The organism is Allorhizobium ampelinum S4 (genome assembly GCF_000016285.1).
Taxonomy (GTDB): domain Bacteria; phylum Pseudomonadota; class Alphaproteobacteria; order Rhizobiales; family Rhizobiaceae; genus Allorhizobium; species Allorhizobium ampelinum.
Map to the genome: position 1 here is coordinate 1986098 of NC_011989.1, position 16234 is coordinate 2002331.

Here is a 16234-nt window from a genome sequence, read left to right on the forward strand (position 1 = left end):
GATAAATTGGAAAATTCGGCCCGTTTCCGGCGCAATAAAATAGTATTGAGGTGACATCCATGCCAGCCTATCGCTCAAGAACCACGACCCATGGCCGCAACATGGCAGGCGCGCGCGGCCTTTGGCGCGCAACCGGCATGAAGGATGGCGATTTCGGCAAGCCGATTATTGCCGTAGTCAACTCCTTCACGCAATTCGTACCCGGTCACGTGCATCTGAAGGATCTAGGCCAGCTCGTGGCCCGCGAAATCGAAGCAGCTGGCGGCGTTGCCAAGGAATTCAACACCATCGCCGTGGATGACGGCATCGCGATGGGCCACGATGGCATGCTCTATTCGCTGCCATCGCGCGAAATCATCGCCGACTCGGTGGAATATATGGTCAATGCCCATTGCGCCGATGCCATGGTCTGCATTTCCAACTGCGACAAGATCACCCCCGGCATGTTGATGGCATCGTTGCGCCTGAACATCCCAACTGTGTTCGTCTCTGGCGGACCTATGGAAGCGGGCAAGGTTGTCATGCATGGCAAGAAGGTCGCACTTGACCTCGTGGATGCCATGGTCGCCGCTGCTGACGACAAGATTTCGGATGAAGATGTAGCGACCATCGAGCGTTCTGCCTGTCCGACATGCGGCTCATGCTCTGGCATGTTCACCGCCAATTCCATGAACTGTCTCACGGAAGCCCTCGGCCTGTCCTTACCCGGCAATGGCTCAACGCTGGCAACCCACTCCGACCGCAAGCGGCTGTTTGTGGAAGCGGGTCATCTGATCGTTGACATCACCCGCCGCTACTATGAGCAGGACGATGAAAACGTGCTGCCGCGCAACATCGCCTCCAAGCAGGCGTTTGAAAATGCCATGGCGCTGGACATTGCCATGGGCGGCTCCACCAACACCGTGCTGCATATTCTGGCCGCCGCCTATGAAGGCGAGATTGATTTCAATCTTGATGATATTGACCAGTTGTCGCGTCGCGTGCCGTGCCTGTCCAAGGTGGCACCGGCCAAGCAGGACGTGCATATGGAAGACGTTCACCGTGCAGGCGGCATCATGCGCATTCTCGGCGAGCTGGATCGTGGTGGCTTGATCAACCGCGACTGCCCAACCGTTCATGCGCCAACACTGGGCGATGCTATCGACCGTTGGGATATCACGCGCACCAACTCTGAAACCGTGCGCGAGTTCTTCCGCGCTGCCCCCGGCGGCGTGCCAACGCAAGTGGCGTTTTCGCAGTCTTCTCGCTGGGATGAGCTGGACATGGACCGCGAAAATGGCGTTATCCGCTCGGTTGAAAAGCCATTCTCCAAGGATGGTGGTCTGGCGGTGTTGAAGGGCAATATCGCCTTGGATGGCTGCATCGTCAAAACCGCTGGTGTCGATGAAAGCATCCTGAAATTTACCGGTCCGGCCAAGGTCTATGAAAGCCAGGATTCGGCAGTCAAGGCCATTCTCAGCAATGAGGTCGTGGCAGGCGACGTTGTGGTCATCCGCTACGAAGGACCGAAGGGCGGCCCGGGCATGCAGGAAATGCTGTACCCAACCAGCTACCTGAAATCCAAGGGCCTCGGCAAGGTCTGCGCCCTGATCACCGACGGCCGCTTCTCCGGCGGCACATCGGGCCTGTCCATTGGCCACGTCTCGCCAGAAGCGGCGAACGGTGGCACCATCGGCCTGGTGCGCAACGGCGACACCATCGCCATCGACATCCCGAACCGTACCATCGAACTGATGCTGTCCGAAGGCGAGCTCGCCGCCCGCCGCGTCTCACAGGATGCCGCTGGCTGGAAGCCTGCTGAGCACCGCAAGCGCAAGGTGACAACGGCGCTGAAAGCCTATGCTGCGTTTGCGACGTCGGCAGATTTGGGCGCTGTGCGGAAATTACCGGAGTAAACGTCGGATATTTGAAATGTTCCTGAACGCCGTCGCAAAATTGCCTTTGCGACGGCGCTGTCGTTTTATTCACAACTCAGCACGGTTGTTCATCTGCTCCCACTCCGTAAATGTCACAGTGCCACTGATCTCCGGCCGAGGTGTTTCGTGTAAAACCGTTATGAATTCGAGGGAATGGCCATCAGGATCATCAAAATAGACGCTTGCGGCTGGCACCCAAGGAAATACAACAGGCTCGTTGATCTCTGTACTGCCGCCGCCACGACGTGGAACAACACCTCTTGATTTAAGATACTCAGGTGCACGAAGTATTTCGTCTAGGGTGGTCTGAAACGCGATATGCAGTCTCATTCGCAACGGTGAACTGTGAATAGACCAAAGGCCAAGCATGGATCGGTCCCGTCCTCCGACCCAGAAAAACGCTACATTGCGGCTCGGTATTCTATGAGCAAATTCCAAACCCACGACGTCTCGATAAAAGTCGATTGACCGGTCAAGATTGGAAACAGTGAGGTGGGTCTCATACAGCCCTTTTATTGCAATCATGTGCATCAACTCCTTATTCTGCCCTCCGCGTAAAATTGCGCTGGCAGGCTTGGTTTGGGTTGATAGTGTTTGTAGAACCTCAACTTAAGTTGAGGTCAATAGTGTCTCTATAAAAATGTCGAGGGAGAAACCGAAGGATGAAGAGCCTCGCCTCCTTAAATTACCAACATTTTACTGCCTGATCGCACTGGAATAATCCGCTGGTGAATTCCCCGCTGCTTGTCCTTTGGCGCTGATGGCAGCACGTTTGCGCAATTCCGGTTCCGGCAGCTTCCAGACTGATGCTCCATGCTCGGCAAGATAGCCTGGCAGGTAGCCCGACAGCAAAACGCGATAATCGGTTGGAATGCCGGGTTCAATCTGGCGGGCAAGATCAAACACCACTGTGGTGCAATTGGTGGTGATTGTGTCGTAGAATTTTGGCTGTTTGGCGAGCTGATCGGCCGAATTCACGTAATTCAAAAACAAGGCGCGCATCGCCTGTTTGGGAATATCCAGCGGGTAAAGATAGGTGTCTTCCTTGCGCATATTGGTGCGAAGATAGAGAATATCCCGCTCATCCGCGGCGAGAAAAGCCAGTTCATAGGTTTTGAAAAAGCCTGCAATCGATGAATAGGATTCGGTCTTCTCGCGCCGCGTTTCCACCGAGAACACCACGCGCTGACCATCCTCAAAACCGAAGCTAATGAGCGTATGGGCAATGGCATCCATGCCCCAATAGGACAGGACCATATCGGCCTCATTCAGCTTGTTGAGATCATATTGCCGCGTCTCCCATTTTGCATCGGCAACAGTGTCGCTTGTCCAGTTGAAGTTTCGCACATTCTGGAGCGTGACAATGCTGTTCTCAACGCTCCCGGTGACAGTCCTCGACACATCCGTCGCCCAATCGCGATCAAGACTCGGTTTGATCGAGTGCCACCAGATACCAACGACGACCAGGCTCAGCACAAAAAGGCCGACCGATGCGAGCAGTGACTTTCGGCCCAACGAGATGATGGCGAGTACAAATACCAGCCAAAGCCCAGCTGCAGCTCCCCGAACATATTCTGGCCCGGGAATGCGATACCAGAGCGCCAGAGCAATCCAGCCTGTGGCAACGAGTGCTGCCAGAACCAGAAGAGAAAGCAGGATCACACTGATAAAACGAAGAAGAAGTTTCATGCCGCATTCCATTTTTCCACGGCGCTTATCCGCGTACCTGACTGATAATGGTCAAGAATATAGCGAGTAAGTGCGGTTTAACAATGATCAGCGGGAGGATGAATGGGCGGGATCCAAGTCGTAAAGAACGGTGTTTCTGGAGTCCGTCTGGTTCAGAATGCATCAACGGACCTTGCCAATTTCAGTTTCTCGTGCCCAGAGCTAAGCGGCAGGCCAAACCAGTAAAGACCGTCGCAAGAAGATATTGAGGCAGTTTTGGAAAGCGACGCACTGATGAAAGATGGTTGCGTATCCGGCTGCCGAGGAGGATGACCACGCCATTCACGAACATTCCGATGACATTCAAGACCGTGGCAAGCAGCAGCATTTGCACGAGCAGAGAGCCTTGTTCCGGGTTTACGAATTGCGGAAACAGGGCAAGAACGAAAAGCGCCATTTTGGGATTGAGAAGATTGGTCGCAAGACCTTCTGTAAAAATGCGTTTGCCAGAGAGGCGCTTGAGTGACGATTGAGGAGAGAAGCCTGCACCTTGTGACCGTATCGTCTTATAGGCAAGGTACAGCAAATAGATGCAGCCGGCCCAACGCACGATCTCATAGGCGACGGGAACAGTGAGGAAAAGTTGCGATAGTCCAAGGGCAGCAGCCGTTGCGTGACAATAGCAACCAAAGGCAATGCCCGCATATGTCAGAAATCCAGCCGACCGGCCTTGGCTAACACTGCGCGATGCAATGAGCAGCATATCCGGGCCGGGAGTGGCTGTGAGAACCAATGAGGCCGCGGCAAAAAGCATGAATGTAGAAAAATCCGGCATAACATCCCTCGATATAATGGAGCCGGAATTCTTGATTATCATCCGGGACGTTGAATGCAATCTGTTTTTGAGGTTAAGGCCTCAATCACCTTATAGGTCATGCTCCGCCGTGCGCCGAGCCGCTGATAACGTCGAAATGCTATCGAAGGTGTCACCCTCAAGATAAGCCCGAGGGTGACATGATCCAAAACAATCCCATTAAAATTCAGCGCTTTTCAGGTGTTTTTCACCCAAAAACCCGCTTGAAAATCGTATCGACATGCTTGGTATGATACCCAAGGTCAAACTTCTCACGAATTTGCTCTTCGCTTAGAGCTGCGCGCACCTCAGCATCTCCCAGCAGTTCTTCCAAAAAGTCCTTGCCCTGTTCCCAGACCTTCATGGCGTTGCGCTGCACGAGGCGGTAGCTGTCTTCGCGGGAGACGCCGGCTTGGGTGAGCGCCAGCAGCACGCGCTGGCTCATGACGAGGCCGCGGAATTTGTTCATGTTTTTCAACATGTTTTCCGGGTAAATCACCAGTTTTTCAACAACGCCAGCCAAACGGTTCAGGGCGAAATCGAGCGTGATGGTGGTGTCGGGGCCGATGGCGCGTTCAACGCTGGAGTGGCTGATGTCGCGCTCGTGCCAAAGCGCCACATTTTCCATGGCAGGCACGACCGACATACGCACGAGGCGGGCGAGGCCGGTGAGGTTTTCGGTCAGCACAGGGTTGCGCTTGTGCGGCATGGCCGATGAGCCCTTCTGGCCCGGAGAGAAGAACTCTTCGGCTTCCAACACCTCGGTGCGCTGCATATGGCGGATCTCAATCGCGACGTTTTCAATCGACGAGGCAATAACGCCCAAAGTGGCGAAGAACATCGCATGGCGGTCGCGTGGGATGACCTGCGTGGAGACCGGCTCTGGAACGAGGCCGAGCTTTTCGCAGACATGTTCCTCGACGCTGGGGTCGATATTGGCAAAGGTGCCAACCGCACCGGAAATAGCACCCGTGGCAATTTCAGCGCGGGCGTTGACGAGACGGGCGCGGTTGCGCTCCATTTCGGCGTAGAACCGGGCAAAGGTCAGCCCCATGGTGGTGGGTTCGGCGTGAATGCCATGGCTGCGGCCAATGCGAACCGAATCCTTGTGCTCAAAGGCGCGGGTTTTCAGCGCGGCCAGCACGCGGTCCATATCAGCCAAGAGCAGATCGGCAGCGCGGACCAGCTGAATGTTAAAGGTCGTGTCCAGCACGTCCGAGGAGGTCATGCCCTGATGCACGAACCGGCTGTCGGGGCCGATAAACTCTGCCAGATGGGTGAGGAAGGCGATGACATCATGCTTGGTGACGGCTTCGATTTCGTCGATGCGGGCCACGTTAAACTCGGCAGCACCACCCTTTTCCCAGATGGTTTTGGCGGCGTCCTTCGGGATCACACCCAGCTCAGCCAGCGCGTCGCAGGCATGGGCCTCGATCTCGAACCAGATGCGGAATTTGGTTTCGGGCGACCAGATGGCGACCATTTCTGGCCGGGAATAACGCGGGATCATCGGCTTGATCTTTCTTGCATGAATAACCTATGCCGCCCCATAGCAAACATAGCAGCCGATCTCAACGGCAACGGCGCGAAAGGTGGTGTCAGGGCTTGATCGGCACGGCGAGCCAGCGCCCGTCGGAGCCTTCGGAAGAGGGGTTCATGACAAGAACCAGCGCGATCTGCACCACATTGCCGCCAGGAACCTGATAGGTGACGACGCCGCCGAGCCTGTAGCCTGTGGGACAGCGGCGGCTGGCGGGCACATGGCCGTCTTCATAGACCACTTTGTCTTGCTTGGCGCCGTTGATCTGCGTCATCTTCAGACGAAAGCCCTTGATGGTCTGTACCTGGTCCTTGCAGGCGGCAGGGGCGCCTTCGTCCAGCTCTTCCAGCGTCAGTGTATTGGGCTCACCCACTGTCGGCTGGGAAGCGTGAACACGGTAGCTGAGCACATGCGGATCGGTGCCGATCTCGCTTAGGGGATTGAAGGCAACCACTTCACCGGGATGATCCAGCAGGCCACGGTCCTGAACGGTTTTGGCCACCTGATCCATGCTCTGCTTGCGGATCGCGGCCATGCTGGCCTTGTCATCATCACCGCGCAGGCGCACCGGCGTATCCGGCAGGAACGTATTGTTGTTGAGATCGATGGCAAAAATATTCGAATAGGGCGTGTTGACGCCGCTCTGAACCCCATATTCCTCGAAGGCAAAGACGGACCCGTCGGCGGAAAAGCCGATGGGGCGAACGGCGGCGATATCGCCTGCCGCAGCGGGCAGGGCGGCAAGGCTGCCCACGGCAACCATTGCTGCGGAAAGCCAGTGAAGTTTCAAGACCGGCCTCCTTCAGCGGCATGGCGCAATGCCGTCACCGTCTCACGATAGGCATCGATACCCTGGCCCTTGTATATGGCAGATCCTGCCACCAACACGTTGGCACCGGCCTTTGTGGCAATCGGCGCTGTCTCCACGGTGATGCCGCCATCGACTTCCAGTGCAATTGGCCTATCGCCAATCAGCGCCCTTGCCTGGGCGATCTTGTCCGCCGCAGCCGGGATAAAGCTCTGCCCGCCAAAGCCGGGATTGACACTCATGATCAGGATCAGATCCACATCATCAATGACATTTTCCAGCATGGAGACCGGCGTGGCCGGATTGATCGATACGCCAGCTTTCTTGCCCAAGGCGCGAATGGTTTGCAGCGAACGATGCAGATGCGGCCCGGCTTCGGCATGAACGGTGATGTAATCACATCCCGCATCGGCAAAGGCAGCCAGGAACGGATCGGCAGGGGCAATCATCAGATGGCAGTCGAACACCGCTTTGGTATGGGGCCGTAACGCCTTGATAACCGCCGGGCCGAAAGAGATATTCGGCACGAAATGGCCATCCATCACATCGAGATGAATCCAGTCGGCGCCCGCCTCCACAACATCGGCAACTTCAGCCCCCAGCCGGGAAAAATTGGCGGCGAGGATCGAAGGGGCGATCAGCAGCGGAGGTGTCATTTATCTCATTCTTTCGAAATAGCGGATGTCGTGCCGCTCATAGCATTCCCGCATTAGCGCGACAACCTTTCCTGTGGCCCGGATTGCGAAAGTCGGTTGATTTTACAGCCGCTTTGCGGGCGATCATGATCCGGCCTTGGACAGGTGCGACAGCCGGGTTATGAATGCTTGGAGATGACCTATGGGAGGAAATATGGGCAGGTTTGTGATCATCACCGGCGGCAGCACGGGCATAGGGCGCCAGCTGGTCCAGGCTTTTGCCGGTCTGGGCGACACGGTGGCCTTCAGCTATCTCGGCGACGATGCACCGGCCAAAAGCCTGGTGTCCCTGATGGAGCAACAGGGCCGCAACGTGCTGGCCCTTTCCGCCGATGTCGGCGACGGAGACACCGTCGAGCAATTCTTCAACCAGGCCTGTGCCTGGGCCAAGGCAAGCCCGGCTGTCCTCATCAACAATGCCGGTGTGCAGACCTGGTCCAGCCTGCTCGATCTCTCCGAAAAAGACTGGAACCGGGTGATCCGCACCAATCTGACCGGGACATTTCTCAATACCAAGGCGGCTGCAAGCCGGATGGTGGCAGCTGGTAACGGTGGCGCCATCGTCAATATCGGCTCGGGCTGCAACAAGCTCGCCTTCCCGAATCTGGTTGATTACACCGCCTCCAAGGGCGGGGTCGAGCAATTCACCAAAGTGGCCGCCGTCGAACTGGGGCCGCATGGCATCCGGGTCAATTGCGTTGCCCCCGGTGCCATTGCCACGGAACGAACCTATGAGGAAGCGCCTGACTATGGCGAAGTCTGGGGCAAGGTCACGCCACTGCGCCGGGTGGGGACGCCGCAGGATATTGCCGGCCCCGTGCTCTATCTCGCCAGTGACGCGGCTGGCTTCGTGACCGGTCAGACGCTCTGGGTCGATGGCGGCCTGTTTACACGGCCAGTTTGGCCTTACGAATAGCCGCTTGGCGTTATTCGCTGAGTGGACGCGACGGCTGAAAACTACCGTCACGCCATTCCTGCAATTGAAACGGATTGTCGCTGAGTTCGTGGCCGTCGGTAAAGGACAGCGAGCCGATGACGGTCTCAGCCTTGGTCTTGCTGATCGCTTCAGCCAATGACGGTTCGTTCAATGCCGCCGCCGCATGCAGAAACTGGACGCTGGCAAAAGCGGGCAGGGCATAGCCATCCGCTGCGCTGCCCTGTATTCGTAGCGCATCAACCGCCTTCTGTGCGCTCGGCATTCTGGCATAATCCGGCGTTATCACGGCCAATACCCCGTCTTGCAGTGGAACGGGCCGATCTACCGCCCTCATTGCCTCGCCACCCATCAGCGTCAGGGGAATATTTTCGGCCTTGGCATCGCGGGCGATGATCGAGACATCGCTACGGTCACCGCCGATGAAGACATTGGTCGCGCCCGTCTTCTTCAAGCGCCGCACCAAGGCAATTTGTTGCTCCTGAGCCGGGCGGTAAGTATCAGTGAAAACCGGTTTCATGCCGCGCTGTTCCAGCGACGCTCGGATGGCTTCCACCAGTTCACGGCTGCGGATCGTGCCGTCATCGAGAAGCGCGAAAGCCGTTCCCGCCCATTGGCTGACGATCACATCCACCAGCTTTTCGCTTTCCGCTTTGGTGCTGGGTGCCAGCCGAAAAAGCGGCCATTGGTTCTTCAAGGCATCTTCCATAACGGTGGGCCAGCGCACTGAAAGCGTCACAGCCGGAATACCAGCCGGGCCAAGCTTGGCCAGCAAACCATCAAGGCTTTCGCTGCACAGAAATCCGATCGCCGCATCGACCTTCGCTGTCACAAGCTTGTCGGCAATCGCCGCGCCAGTGGCTGTAGCGCATGGCTCGTCAATCACAACCAGCGTATCACCGCTTTGTTTTGCCGCAGCGTCTGCCCCCGCCCGCATCTGCTGACCAAGAACGGCATAAGGCCCGCCCTGCGGCGCAACCAACCCGATGGTAAGGGCAAATGCACCCGGCGCTGCTAACGCATAGCCTATGCCGAACAGCAGTGAAAAAACGCGTAATATCATTTCAATCCGGATCATCATGAATTTTCAGTTACCTTAGCGGCACAGCAACAGCAAGGGAATGAAAATGTCCAGGTCGTAGCCGTAAGATGCTGCTGGAGCATAATGGTTTCGTAAAACCGCTTCACACTTTTACGCATCATGCTCTATAGCCATTCTTGACAAGCAAATTGGCAAGGAGTGCAGGCGTGGCTATCGATCCTTTGGACTATCGTGAAGCGATGAGCCGCTACGCAGGCCACGTGCAGATCGTCACCACCGAATTTCAAGGCGTTGCCAGAGGCACGACCATCACTGCCGCATGCTCGGTTTCCGATCAGCCGCCGATGGTGCTGGCTTGCATTAACAATCAGAACGAAGGCAACAAGCCCTTCTTCGAAAGCGATTGTTTTGCCCTCAACACGCTTGCCGCTCATCATCAGGATCTGGCCGGAGCATTTGCTGGCTTTGGTAAGCTGTCGAGCGAAGAACGATTTGCGCTTGGCACCTGGGAACAGATGATTACCGGCGCGCCACTGCTGACCGGCGCCATCGCCGCCTATGATTGCCGGGTCGTAGACCGGAAAATCACCGCCACGCACACGGTGCTGTTCGGCGAAGTGGTGGGGCTGAAGCTTGGTGAAAAGGCTGCAACGCTTCTTTACCTGCAAAGAGGTTTCCATACCGTAGAATAGGCCAGATCATGGACCCAAATCATGGACAATGCCGATATTGAAGAGATGTTTCAATCGCTGGGTCCGGTTAGTATCCGACGCATGTTCGGTGGCAAGGGTATCTATCACCACGGCATAATCTTCGCGCTTTATCTTTTCGACGAGATGATGCTGAAAGCTGACGCGCAGACGGCACCAGAGTTTGCCGCCGCTGGCGCCCGGCAATGGGTCTATCAGCGTCCGGGCAAGAACCCTGTCGCCATGCCCTATTGGTCTGTGCCGGAAGACGCGTTCGACGATCCCGACGAAATGGCGCGCTGGGCGAGCCTGGCCTATGAGGCGGGTATCAGGGCACAAAAGCCTTCAGCCTCAACGCGCCGCAGGTGAACCTCGGCGCGGCAACAGTCGCTTAAGACGGCCTGGACACCGTAGCCAGGAGATTGGCGCTCGCGCCATCGCGTTGCCACAAAAAAGCACCCAAAAAAGGGCTCTTCGCGAAAGCTAGGCGACTTGACGGACATCTAAATCAATAGTAGCAATTTTATTATATTCAACCAAAAGAAGCATTTAACTGTGTGAGGGTTTACTCGATCGCTCTTTGAAATCCAGTGGGTTTTGAAGGCAAGAATCATTCATATAATTTCACTCACCAATGTTTTTGTCAGGGAAAATCGAGCTCGAGTTTCCCCAAATTCAACAGACAACCTGAAGACTAAAGCATCATGGTGATGCTGATTTCCGACAATGTGCCAAAGGGTCCGCATTCAATGGCCAGGCCATTCTCTGCGAATTCATAAGGGTAAGCCATTCGGCTGAAGCCCTTTTCCTCACCAACCGTAAGACGTCACTTCCCTCTCCAATGGAGAGATATCGGGAGGGGCGAAGCTGTGGCCTATGGGAGGAAAATCCATAATTTCTGATCGTTTTTTCTTTAAATATCCCGGGGGATAACATGGTTTACATTCGTAAAAGTGTATGGGCGAATGGCGGCGATTTCAGCGATCCAATTCTCTATTGGTATGCCAAGGGTGTCGGCAAGCTGCGCCAAAAGGCATTGGCCGATAACACCAGCTGGAATTTCATGGCTGCGATCCACGGGATTGATATCGATGATTCCGATAGTCTCTGGACGAAATATGGATATTACACGGCTGGTGAGACCCTGCCGTCCCAAGCAGATCAGGATCTCTATTGGAACCAATGCCAGCACGGCAGCTGGTATTTTCTGCCCTGGCATCGCGGCTATATCTGGTCGATTGAAGCGCTTGTGCGGGCGCAGATCGTCGCGCTAGGAGGTCCGGCGGACTGGGCCATGCCCTATTGGAACTACAGCGATACGACCAATCCCAAGGCACGGATGATGCCACCTGCCTTCGCGCAGGAAGAGTTTGAAGGTGGTCCTAATCCGCTCTACATCAAGCAGCGCTACGGATCAGGAACGCCACCGATTATCGTGCCTGTCGAGGATGTGAGCCTGGAGGCACTGGAGTGGCCTATTTTCACGGGTGTGTCCTCAGGCGGTAGCCCAGGATTTGGTGGCGTAAAGACGGGCTTTTCCCACGATAGCGACACATTCGGCCTGTTGGAACACATGCCACACAATGTGGTCCATATTGCTATCGGCGGCGAATATAATGGCGATGAAGCCCTGCCAGGCCTAATGGCCATACCGGACACGGCGGGACTAGATCCGATCTTCTGGCTGCATCATGCCAATATCGACCGGCTTTGGGCGCAATGGAATGCCGCGTCCCCACAGCATAAGAACCCTGTCGATCCGGCCTGGTTGGACGGCCCTCAGGACCGTAAATTCGCCGTGCCGAACCCGGATGGAACGCCATATTATTACAAGCCCTCTGATATGCTGGAGACCACAAGCCCGAAACTGGATTATACCTATGACCAGTTCGTTGTCGCTCAAGCCCCTGTTCTGGCGGCGGCTGTCGCAACAGGAGGAAAAGCAGTGACGGAACCCAAAGCTGCCGAACTGGTCGGGGCGAATGCGGATGTTCTTGCTCTAGCCGGTGAAAAAACGGCATCGGCGGTTCGTCTCGACGATGCCTCGTCGGCGCTTTTCGCTGCACCGAAGACGTTGGCTTTGGGGTTGCGCAGTGGCGATGTCCCGCGTGACAGGTATTTCCTCAATCTGGAAAACATTCGTGCACAACAGGATGGCTTCGTGATTGATGTCTATCTCAATCTGCCCGATGATGCCGATCATCAGCACCGTCTGGACCTTCGTGCTGGCTCTGTCGGCCTATTCGGTGTTCGCAATGCGTCGAAAACCGACAGCTCCCATGGCGGACGGGGTGTGACGCAGGTTCTTGACATCACAAGACTCCTGTCCGGCTTAATCCATAGTGGCGACATTGCCAAGAGCGGCTTGAGCGTCCATCTCGTTCCCCGGAAGGCTCTGGGAGACGATGCAAAGGTCACTGTTGAACGCATCAGCCTTTACCGTCAGCCGGGCTAAACAGCATGGCTCCCACTCTGTCTCGGCTCAGGGCCGTGGTCTCCTTGCTGAAGGAGCCACCATGGCCCACCTTGCTTACCTTCAGCCTCCTCGGCTGGCTCGCCATGGCTTTCACAAGCCATGGCAGCGACGCGCTGGATCTTTGCATTTCGGCCTCTGGCGCTCTTCTGGACCGCGGCTGGCGCGCCTTCCAGGTGCAAATATGGATGATGTCCATATCCGGCGTTGCTTTGTCTTTGATAATTATGCTGACCGCAATGATGTCATTGATTTTGCGCGACCCGATCAAACATATCTGGAACCGTAGCCTCAAGAGGCGGCGAGTACGCTCGTTGGGCATGTTCTTTGTCAGTTATTGCGGTCTCTGGGCTGTTTGGGCACCACTGCTTGTGGTCCTCGGCATGCTGCTGCGGGTGACTGCCAGCCTTGTTGATCTACCAGTCCTGCTGCTGGCATTGGGCCTCGTTGGCTTCTGGCAAATCACACCCTGGAAACAACGTATCTTGAACCAGTGTCACTGGACGCCGCGATTGAGCGCTTTTGGCTGGTCCGCAGACCGCGATTGCCTGCGCTACGGCCTGCGCGAGGGCGGACTTTGTGTTGGTACCTGCTGGGCGCTGATGGTGTTACCATTCGCCGAGTATGACTACCATCTTCTGTTTATGGCTGCCACATCGGTAATCATGGTCTCGGAGAGGCTGCGTCCCGGACGTCCAGCTCGCTGGACTATAGCAGGACCAGCAGGCCTTGTGTATCAAGGAGCGCTTAAGCGGTTACGCCGCACAACCAACACTGTTCCAGGATGCTTTGATGGTTGCGATCCGTCACGGCACGCGGAAAAATCAGCGTAAAAACGGCAGTACGGCCTTCGTAAAAGCCGATAAAGGTTGCGGCAGATCATCTAACGCAAACCAACCGAAGTCCGAAAGCTTGTCAGGCTCTGTCAGCGTCGCTTCGCCGGAGATGTCGCTGGTCTTATAGAGAAGAGAGACCCAGTGCTGGCGGTCGGCTGCGATGATCTGTTCGCTGACGCTGACAAATTCCACGGAGCCGATGGTCAGGCCGGTTTCTTCTTCGGCCTCACGCCGGGCTGCTTGTTCCGCAGGTTCAAGCACATCGACCTTGCCGCCGACAATACTCCAAAAACCGGCTTCGGGTGGGCGCATTCGCTTATAGAGCAAGAGCTTGCCATCCCTGACAATGGCAAGGCCAACGCCGACACCCGGAAAATCTAATCCGGGAACCATATCAGGCTTTGGCGCTGGCAACGATCAGCATGAAAGCCGGAATATCATCGCCGAAACCAACCGGTGTCGGGCCGTCATCATGGTCGCGGTAATGCTGGCGGCGGCGTTCGCGCTGGTCGTCATTGGCCGGGTTGGGCGCCTGATTATTGCGATAATCGCGGTTGCCCTGGCTTGGCCGTCTGTCTGTCTTGCGCTCTTGCTTCACGCTATCCACCTTGGTTGCGACGACTTCTACAGCCGCTTCGGTGCTAATCTGCTCTTCTGTCGTGTCAGGCTTGTGACTGCTGCGATGTTCACGGTCACCGTCACGCGCACCGTCTCTGGAGCGCTCCCGGCCACGGCCCCGGTCACTACCGTTTCTGTCACTACCGCTCTTGTCACGAGCATTCTTGCCGCCCCGGCCACGGCGCTCATCACGATCACCTTCAGCCATAGGCGGCAGAGAGGCGACGTCGCCGTCCAGCCATTCTGGCTTTTCACCGATCAGTTTTTCAATCGCGTCGAGATATTTTGCGTCGGACTTGGTCACCAGCGTGAACGCACGGCCGGAGCGACCGGCACGGCCGGTACGGCCGATGCGGTGGACATAGTCTTCCGCATGAATCGGCACGTCGAAATTGAACACATGGCTGACATCAGGAATATCAAGGCCACGAGCCGCAACGTCGGAAGCGACCAGAAGGGTGATCTGATTGTCCTTGAAACCGGCCAGCATGTTGGTGCGCGAACGCTGGTCCATGTCGCCATGCAGGGCGCCGACCGAAAAACCATGACGTTCCAGCGAGCGGAACAGATCGGCCACATCCTTCTTCCTGTTACAGAAGATGATGGCGTTCTTCAGATCGTCCTGGGCGCGGATAATGTCACGCAGGGTGGAGCGCTTTTCATAGTCCTTGTTCTGGCAGGCCACCAGCCGCTGCGTCACGGTCTTAGCGGTCGAAGATGGCGGAGCCACCTCGATCCGTTCCGGATTTTGCAGGAACTTGTCGGCCAGCTTCTGGATTTCCGGCGGCATGGTGGCCGAGAAAAACAGCGTCTGACGGGTAAAGGGAATGAGCTTGGCGATGCGCTCGATATCGGGAATGAAGCCCATGTCCAGCATGCGGTCGGCTTCGTCGATAACGAGGATTTCGACGCCGGTCATCAGCAGCTTGCCGCGCTCGCAATGGTCCAACAGGCGGCCAGGCGTGCAGATCAGCACATCGGCGCCACGCTCCAGTTTGCGGTCCTGTTCATCGAACGAAACGCCGCCGATCAGCAGGGCAATGTTGAGCTTGTGATTCTTGCCGTATTTTTCGAAATTCTCGGCCACCTGGGCTGCAAGTTCGCGCGTCGGCTCCATAATCAGCGTGCGCGGCATGCGTGCGCGTGCGCGGCCTTTTTCGAGCAATGTCAGCATCGGCAGTACGAAGGACGCCGTCTTGCCTGTACCCGTCTGGGCAATGCCGCAAATGTCGCGGCGCATCAGGGCCGGCGGAATGGCGCCAGCCTGGATTGGTGTCGGCACGGTGTAGCCGGCATCAGTTACAGCGGAAAGAACTTTTTGGCTCAGGCCAAGGTCAGCGAATGTGGTCAAAGGGAAATGTTTTCCGTTCCGTTCTTGCGAACTCAAGATGAATCGCCCGCGAACAGGCGTTAACGCCAGCGCGGGATAGGCCGAAAACGCCTCAAAGTCAAGGAATACGCCCTTCGCTGCGCCATAAAGCTTAACGAAACTTCAATTTCCGCGGCCAGATGCGAGAATAGCCAGCCCGGCAGCACCCAAAAAACCTCCGGTCGTGCGGTTTATCAGCGCCACGCTACGGGGTGTTTTCAGGACGCGTCTGGCCCGTTCCGACAGAAAGATATGGCCACCGATCACCGCGGTCTCGACCGCAAGAATGATCCCGATAATATCGATCAGCGCCGACACATTGAAGGATGCGGGTACGAAATTCGGCAGCAGCGCCAGATAGAAAAGCGGCATTTTCGGATTGCCGAGATTGAGCGCGAAACCTGTCAGGTACACGGGGAACAGTGATCCACGGCGCTCCATAGGCACCATCTGCGGCAGGACCGGCTTTGCCATCCACAGGCGGACACCCATCCAGATGAGATAAACCGCACCGCCGTAGCGCAAAAGCTCCATCAGCCAGCCCATATCCTGCGCCAGCACGGACAGGCCGAAAAATGCAAGCGTCAAATAAATCAGGATGCCGGTTACCGTACCCAGGCCATAAGCAAGACCCGACGCTGGCCCATGGGAAAGGGTGCGGGCCATGATCGTCACATTATCAGGACCGGGACTGGCAGCAAACACCAGAAAGGCCAGCGCAAAGGTGAGCATTGAATGCAGGTCCATGACAATCCCCTTTTCCTTCCCAGAGCTTCTGGCCCAGAGCTTCTGG

At 56.4% G+C, this 16234-nt stretch carries 16 protein-coding genes; 6 read left to right on the forward strand and 10 right to left on the reverse strand.

Going from position 1 to position 16234, the window contains the following annotated elements:
* The first annotated feature begins 59 nt into the window (after window positions 1-59).
* Window positions 60-1895, forward strand: a complete 1836-nt coding sequence (gene ilvD, locus AVI_RS09460; protein ID WP_015916142.1) for a dihydroxy-acid dehydratase — start codon at window positions 60-62, stop codon at window positions 1893-1895.
* Window positions 1896-1964: 69 nt separating this feature from the next.
* Here ilvD and AVI_RS09465 read toward each other — a convergent pair whose 3' ends face one another.
* The 6 genes from AVI_RS09465 to rpe all read right to left on the reverse strand — a co-directional run bounded on the left by AVI_RS09465 (window position 1965) and on the right by rpe (window position 7441).
* Window positions 1965-2441 carry a VOC family protein gene (locus AVI_RS09465; protein ID WP_041698016.1) on the reverse strand — a complete coding sequence of 159 codons (477 nt, stop codon included), beginning with the start codon at window positions 2439-2441 and terminating at the stop codon, window positions 1965-1967.
* A 171-nt stretch (window positions 2442-2612) separates the two neighbouring features.
* Window positions 2613-3605 (reverse strand): Lnb N-terminal periplasmic domain-containing protein, encoded by a 993-nt coding sequence (locus AVI_RS09470; RefSeq protein ID WP_041698019.1) that lies wholly within the window; start codon window positions 3603-3605, stop codon window positions 2613-2615.
* 181 nt (window positions 3606-3786) lie between these two features.
* The gene (locus AVI_RS09475; protein WP_015916144.1) at window positions 3787-4419 is read right to left on the reverse strand and encodes a LysE family translocator; all 633 of its coding nucleotides are present in this window, start codon (window positions 4417-4419) and stop codon (window positions 3787-3789) included.
* Window positions 4420-4645: 226 nt separating this feature from the next.
* A complete protein-coding gene (purB, locus tag AVI_RS09480) occupies window positions 4646-5947 on the reverse strand; it encodes an adenylosuccinate lyase (RefSeq protein WP_015916145.1) in 1302 nt (433 codons plus the stop codon).
* Between the two features lie 88 nt (window positions 5948-6035).
* Entirely contained in the window at window positions 6036-6767 is a 732-nt protein-coding gene (locus tag AVI_RS09485) for a DUF2259 domain-containing protein (RefSeq protein ID WP_139191472.1), read from the reverse strand.
* Complete coding sequence (gene rpe, locus AVI_RS09490; RefSeq protein WP_015916147.1) at window positions 6764-7441, reverse strand: ribulose-phosphate 3-epimerase; 678 nt, start codon at window positions 7439-7441, stop codon at window positions 6764-6766. Before rpe ends, AVI_RS09485 begins: the two co-directional genes overlap by 4 nt.
* A 193-nt stretch (window positions 7442-7634) precedes the next feature.
* Here rpe and AVI_RS09495 point away from each other — a divergent pair, with 193 nt between their 5' ends.
* The gene (locus AVI_RS09495; RefSeq protein WP_015916148.1) at window positions 7635-8396 is read left to right on the forward strand and encodes an SDR family NAD(P)-dependent oxidoreductase; all 762 of its coding nucleotides are present in this window, start codon (window positions 7635-7637) and stop codon (window positions 8394-8396) included.
* A 10-nt stretch (window positions 8397-8406) separates the two neighbouring features.
* On the opposite strand, the gene AVI_RS09500 is transcribed toward AVI_RS09495, so the two are convergent.
* On the reverse strand, window positions 8407-9477 hold the full coding sequence (locus AVI_RS09500; protein WP_234617765.1) for a branched-chain amino acid ABC transporter substrate-binding protein: 1071 nt from the start codon (window positions 9475-9477) through the stop codon (window positions 8407-8409).
* 218 nt (window positions 9478-9695) lie between these two features.
* Here AVI_RS09500 and AVI_RS09505 point away from each other — a divergent pair, with 218 nt between their 5' ends.
* From AVI_RS09505 to AVI_RS29060, 4 genes are all read left to right on the forward strand, one after another.
* On the forward strand, window positions 9696-10148 hold the full coding sequence (locus AVI_RS09505; RefSeq protein WP_015916150.1) for a flavin reductase family protein: 453 nt from the start codon (window positions 9696-9698) through the stop codon (window positions 10146-10148).
* Window positions 10149-10169: 21 nt separating this feature from the next.
* Entirely contained in the window at window positions 10170-10514 is a 345-nt protein-coding gene (locus AVI_RS09510) for a TfoX/Sxy family protein (protein ID WP_015916151.1), read from the forward strand.
* Window positions 10515-11079: 565 nt separating this feature from the next.
* Entirely contained in the window at window positions 11080-12600 is a 1521-nt protein-coding gene (locus tag AVI_RS09515; protein WP_015916152.1) for a tyrosinase family protein, read from the forward strand.
* Between the two features lie 71 nt (window positions 12601-12671).
* Window positions 12672-13451: a copper chaperone gene (locus tag AVI_RS29060; protein WP_187152349.1), complete on the forward strand. Its 780-nt coding sequence runs from the start codon at window positions 12672-12674 to the stop codon at window positions 13449-13451.
* On the opposite strand, the gene AVI_RS09525 is transcribed toward AVI_RS29060, so the two are convergent.
* The 3 genes from AVI_RS09525 to AVI_RS09535 all read right to left on the reverse strand — a co-directional run bounded on the left by AVI_RS09525 (window position 13443) and on the right by AVI_RS09535 (window position 16188).
* Window positions 13443-13847: an NUDIX domain-containing protein gene (locus AVI_RS09525; RefSeq protein WP_015916154.1), complete on the reverse strand. Its 405-nt coding sequence runs from the start codon at window positions 13845-13847 to the stop codon at window positions 13443-13445. The genes AVI_RS29060 and AVI_RS09525 overlap by 9 nt on opposite strands.
* A gap of 1 nt (window position 13848) precedes the next feature.
* Window positions 13849-15423 carry a DEAD/DEAH box helicase gene (locus AVI_RS09530; protein WP_041696649.1) on the reverse strand — a complete coding sequence of 525 codons (1575 nt, stop codon included), beginning with the start codon at window positions 15421-15423 and terminating at the stop codon, window positions 13849-13851.
* A gap of 141 nt (window positions 15424-15564) precedes the next feature.
* Entirely contained in the window at window positions 15565-16188 is a 624-nt protein-coding gene (locus AVI_RS09535; protein ID WP_015916156.1) for a LysE family translocator, read from the reverse strand.
* Window positions 16189-16234: the final 46 nt, after the last annotated feature.

Coding starts and splice junctions, on each gene's coding strand:
- ilvD (WP_015916142.1), top strand. CDS start 60: ATGCCAGCCTATCGCTCAAGAACCACGACCCATGGCCGCAACATGGCA.
- AVI_RS09465 (WP_041698016.1), bottom strand. CDS start 2,441: ATGATTGCAATAAAAGGGCTGTATGAGACCCACCTCACTGTTTCCAAT.
- AVI_RS09470 (WP_041698019.1), bottom strand. CDS start 3,605: ATGAAACTTCTTCTTCGTTTTATCAGTGTGATCCTGCTTTCTCTTCTG.
- AVI_RS09475 (WP_015916144.1), bottom strand. CDS start 4,419: ATGCCGGATTTTTCTACATTCATGCTTTTTGCCGCGGCCTCATTGGTT.
- purB (WP_015916145.1), bottom strand. CDS start 5,947: ATGATCCCGCGTTATTCCCGGCCAGAAATGGTCGCCATCTGGTCGCCC.
- rpe (WP_015916147.1), bottom strand. CDS start 7,441: ATGACACCTCCGCTGCTGATCGCCCCTTCGATCCTCGCCGCCAATTTT.
- AVI_RS09495 (WP_015916148.1), top strand. CDS start 7,635: ATGGGCAGGTTTGTGATCATCACCGGCGGCAGCACGGGCATAGGGCGC.
- AVI_RS09500 (WP_234617765.1), bottom strand. CDS start 9,477: ATGATATTACGCGTTTTTTCACTGCTGTTCGGCATAGGCTATGCGTTA.
- AVI_RS09505 (WP_015916150.1), top strand. CDS start 9,696: ATGAGCCGCTACGCAGGCCACGTGCAGATCGTCACCACCGAATTTCAA.
- AVI_RS09510 (WP_015916151.1), top strand. CDS start 10,170: ATGGACAATGCCGATATTGAAGAGATGTTTCAATCGCTGGGTCCGGTT.
- AVI_RS09515 (WP_015916152.1), top strand. CDS start 11,080: ATGGTTTACATTCGTAAAAGTGTATGGGCGAATGGCGGCGATTTCAGC.
- AVI_RS09525 (WP_015916154.1), bottom strand. CDS start 13,847: ATGGTTCCCGGATTAGATTTTCCGGGTGTCGGCGTTGGCCTTGCCATT.
- AVI_RS09535 (WP_015916156.1), bottom strand. CDS start 16,188: ATGGACCTGCATTCAATGCTCACCTTTGCGCTGGCCTTTCTGGTGTTT.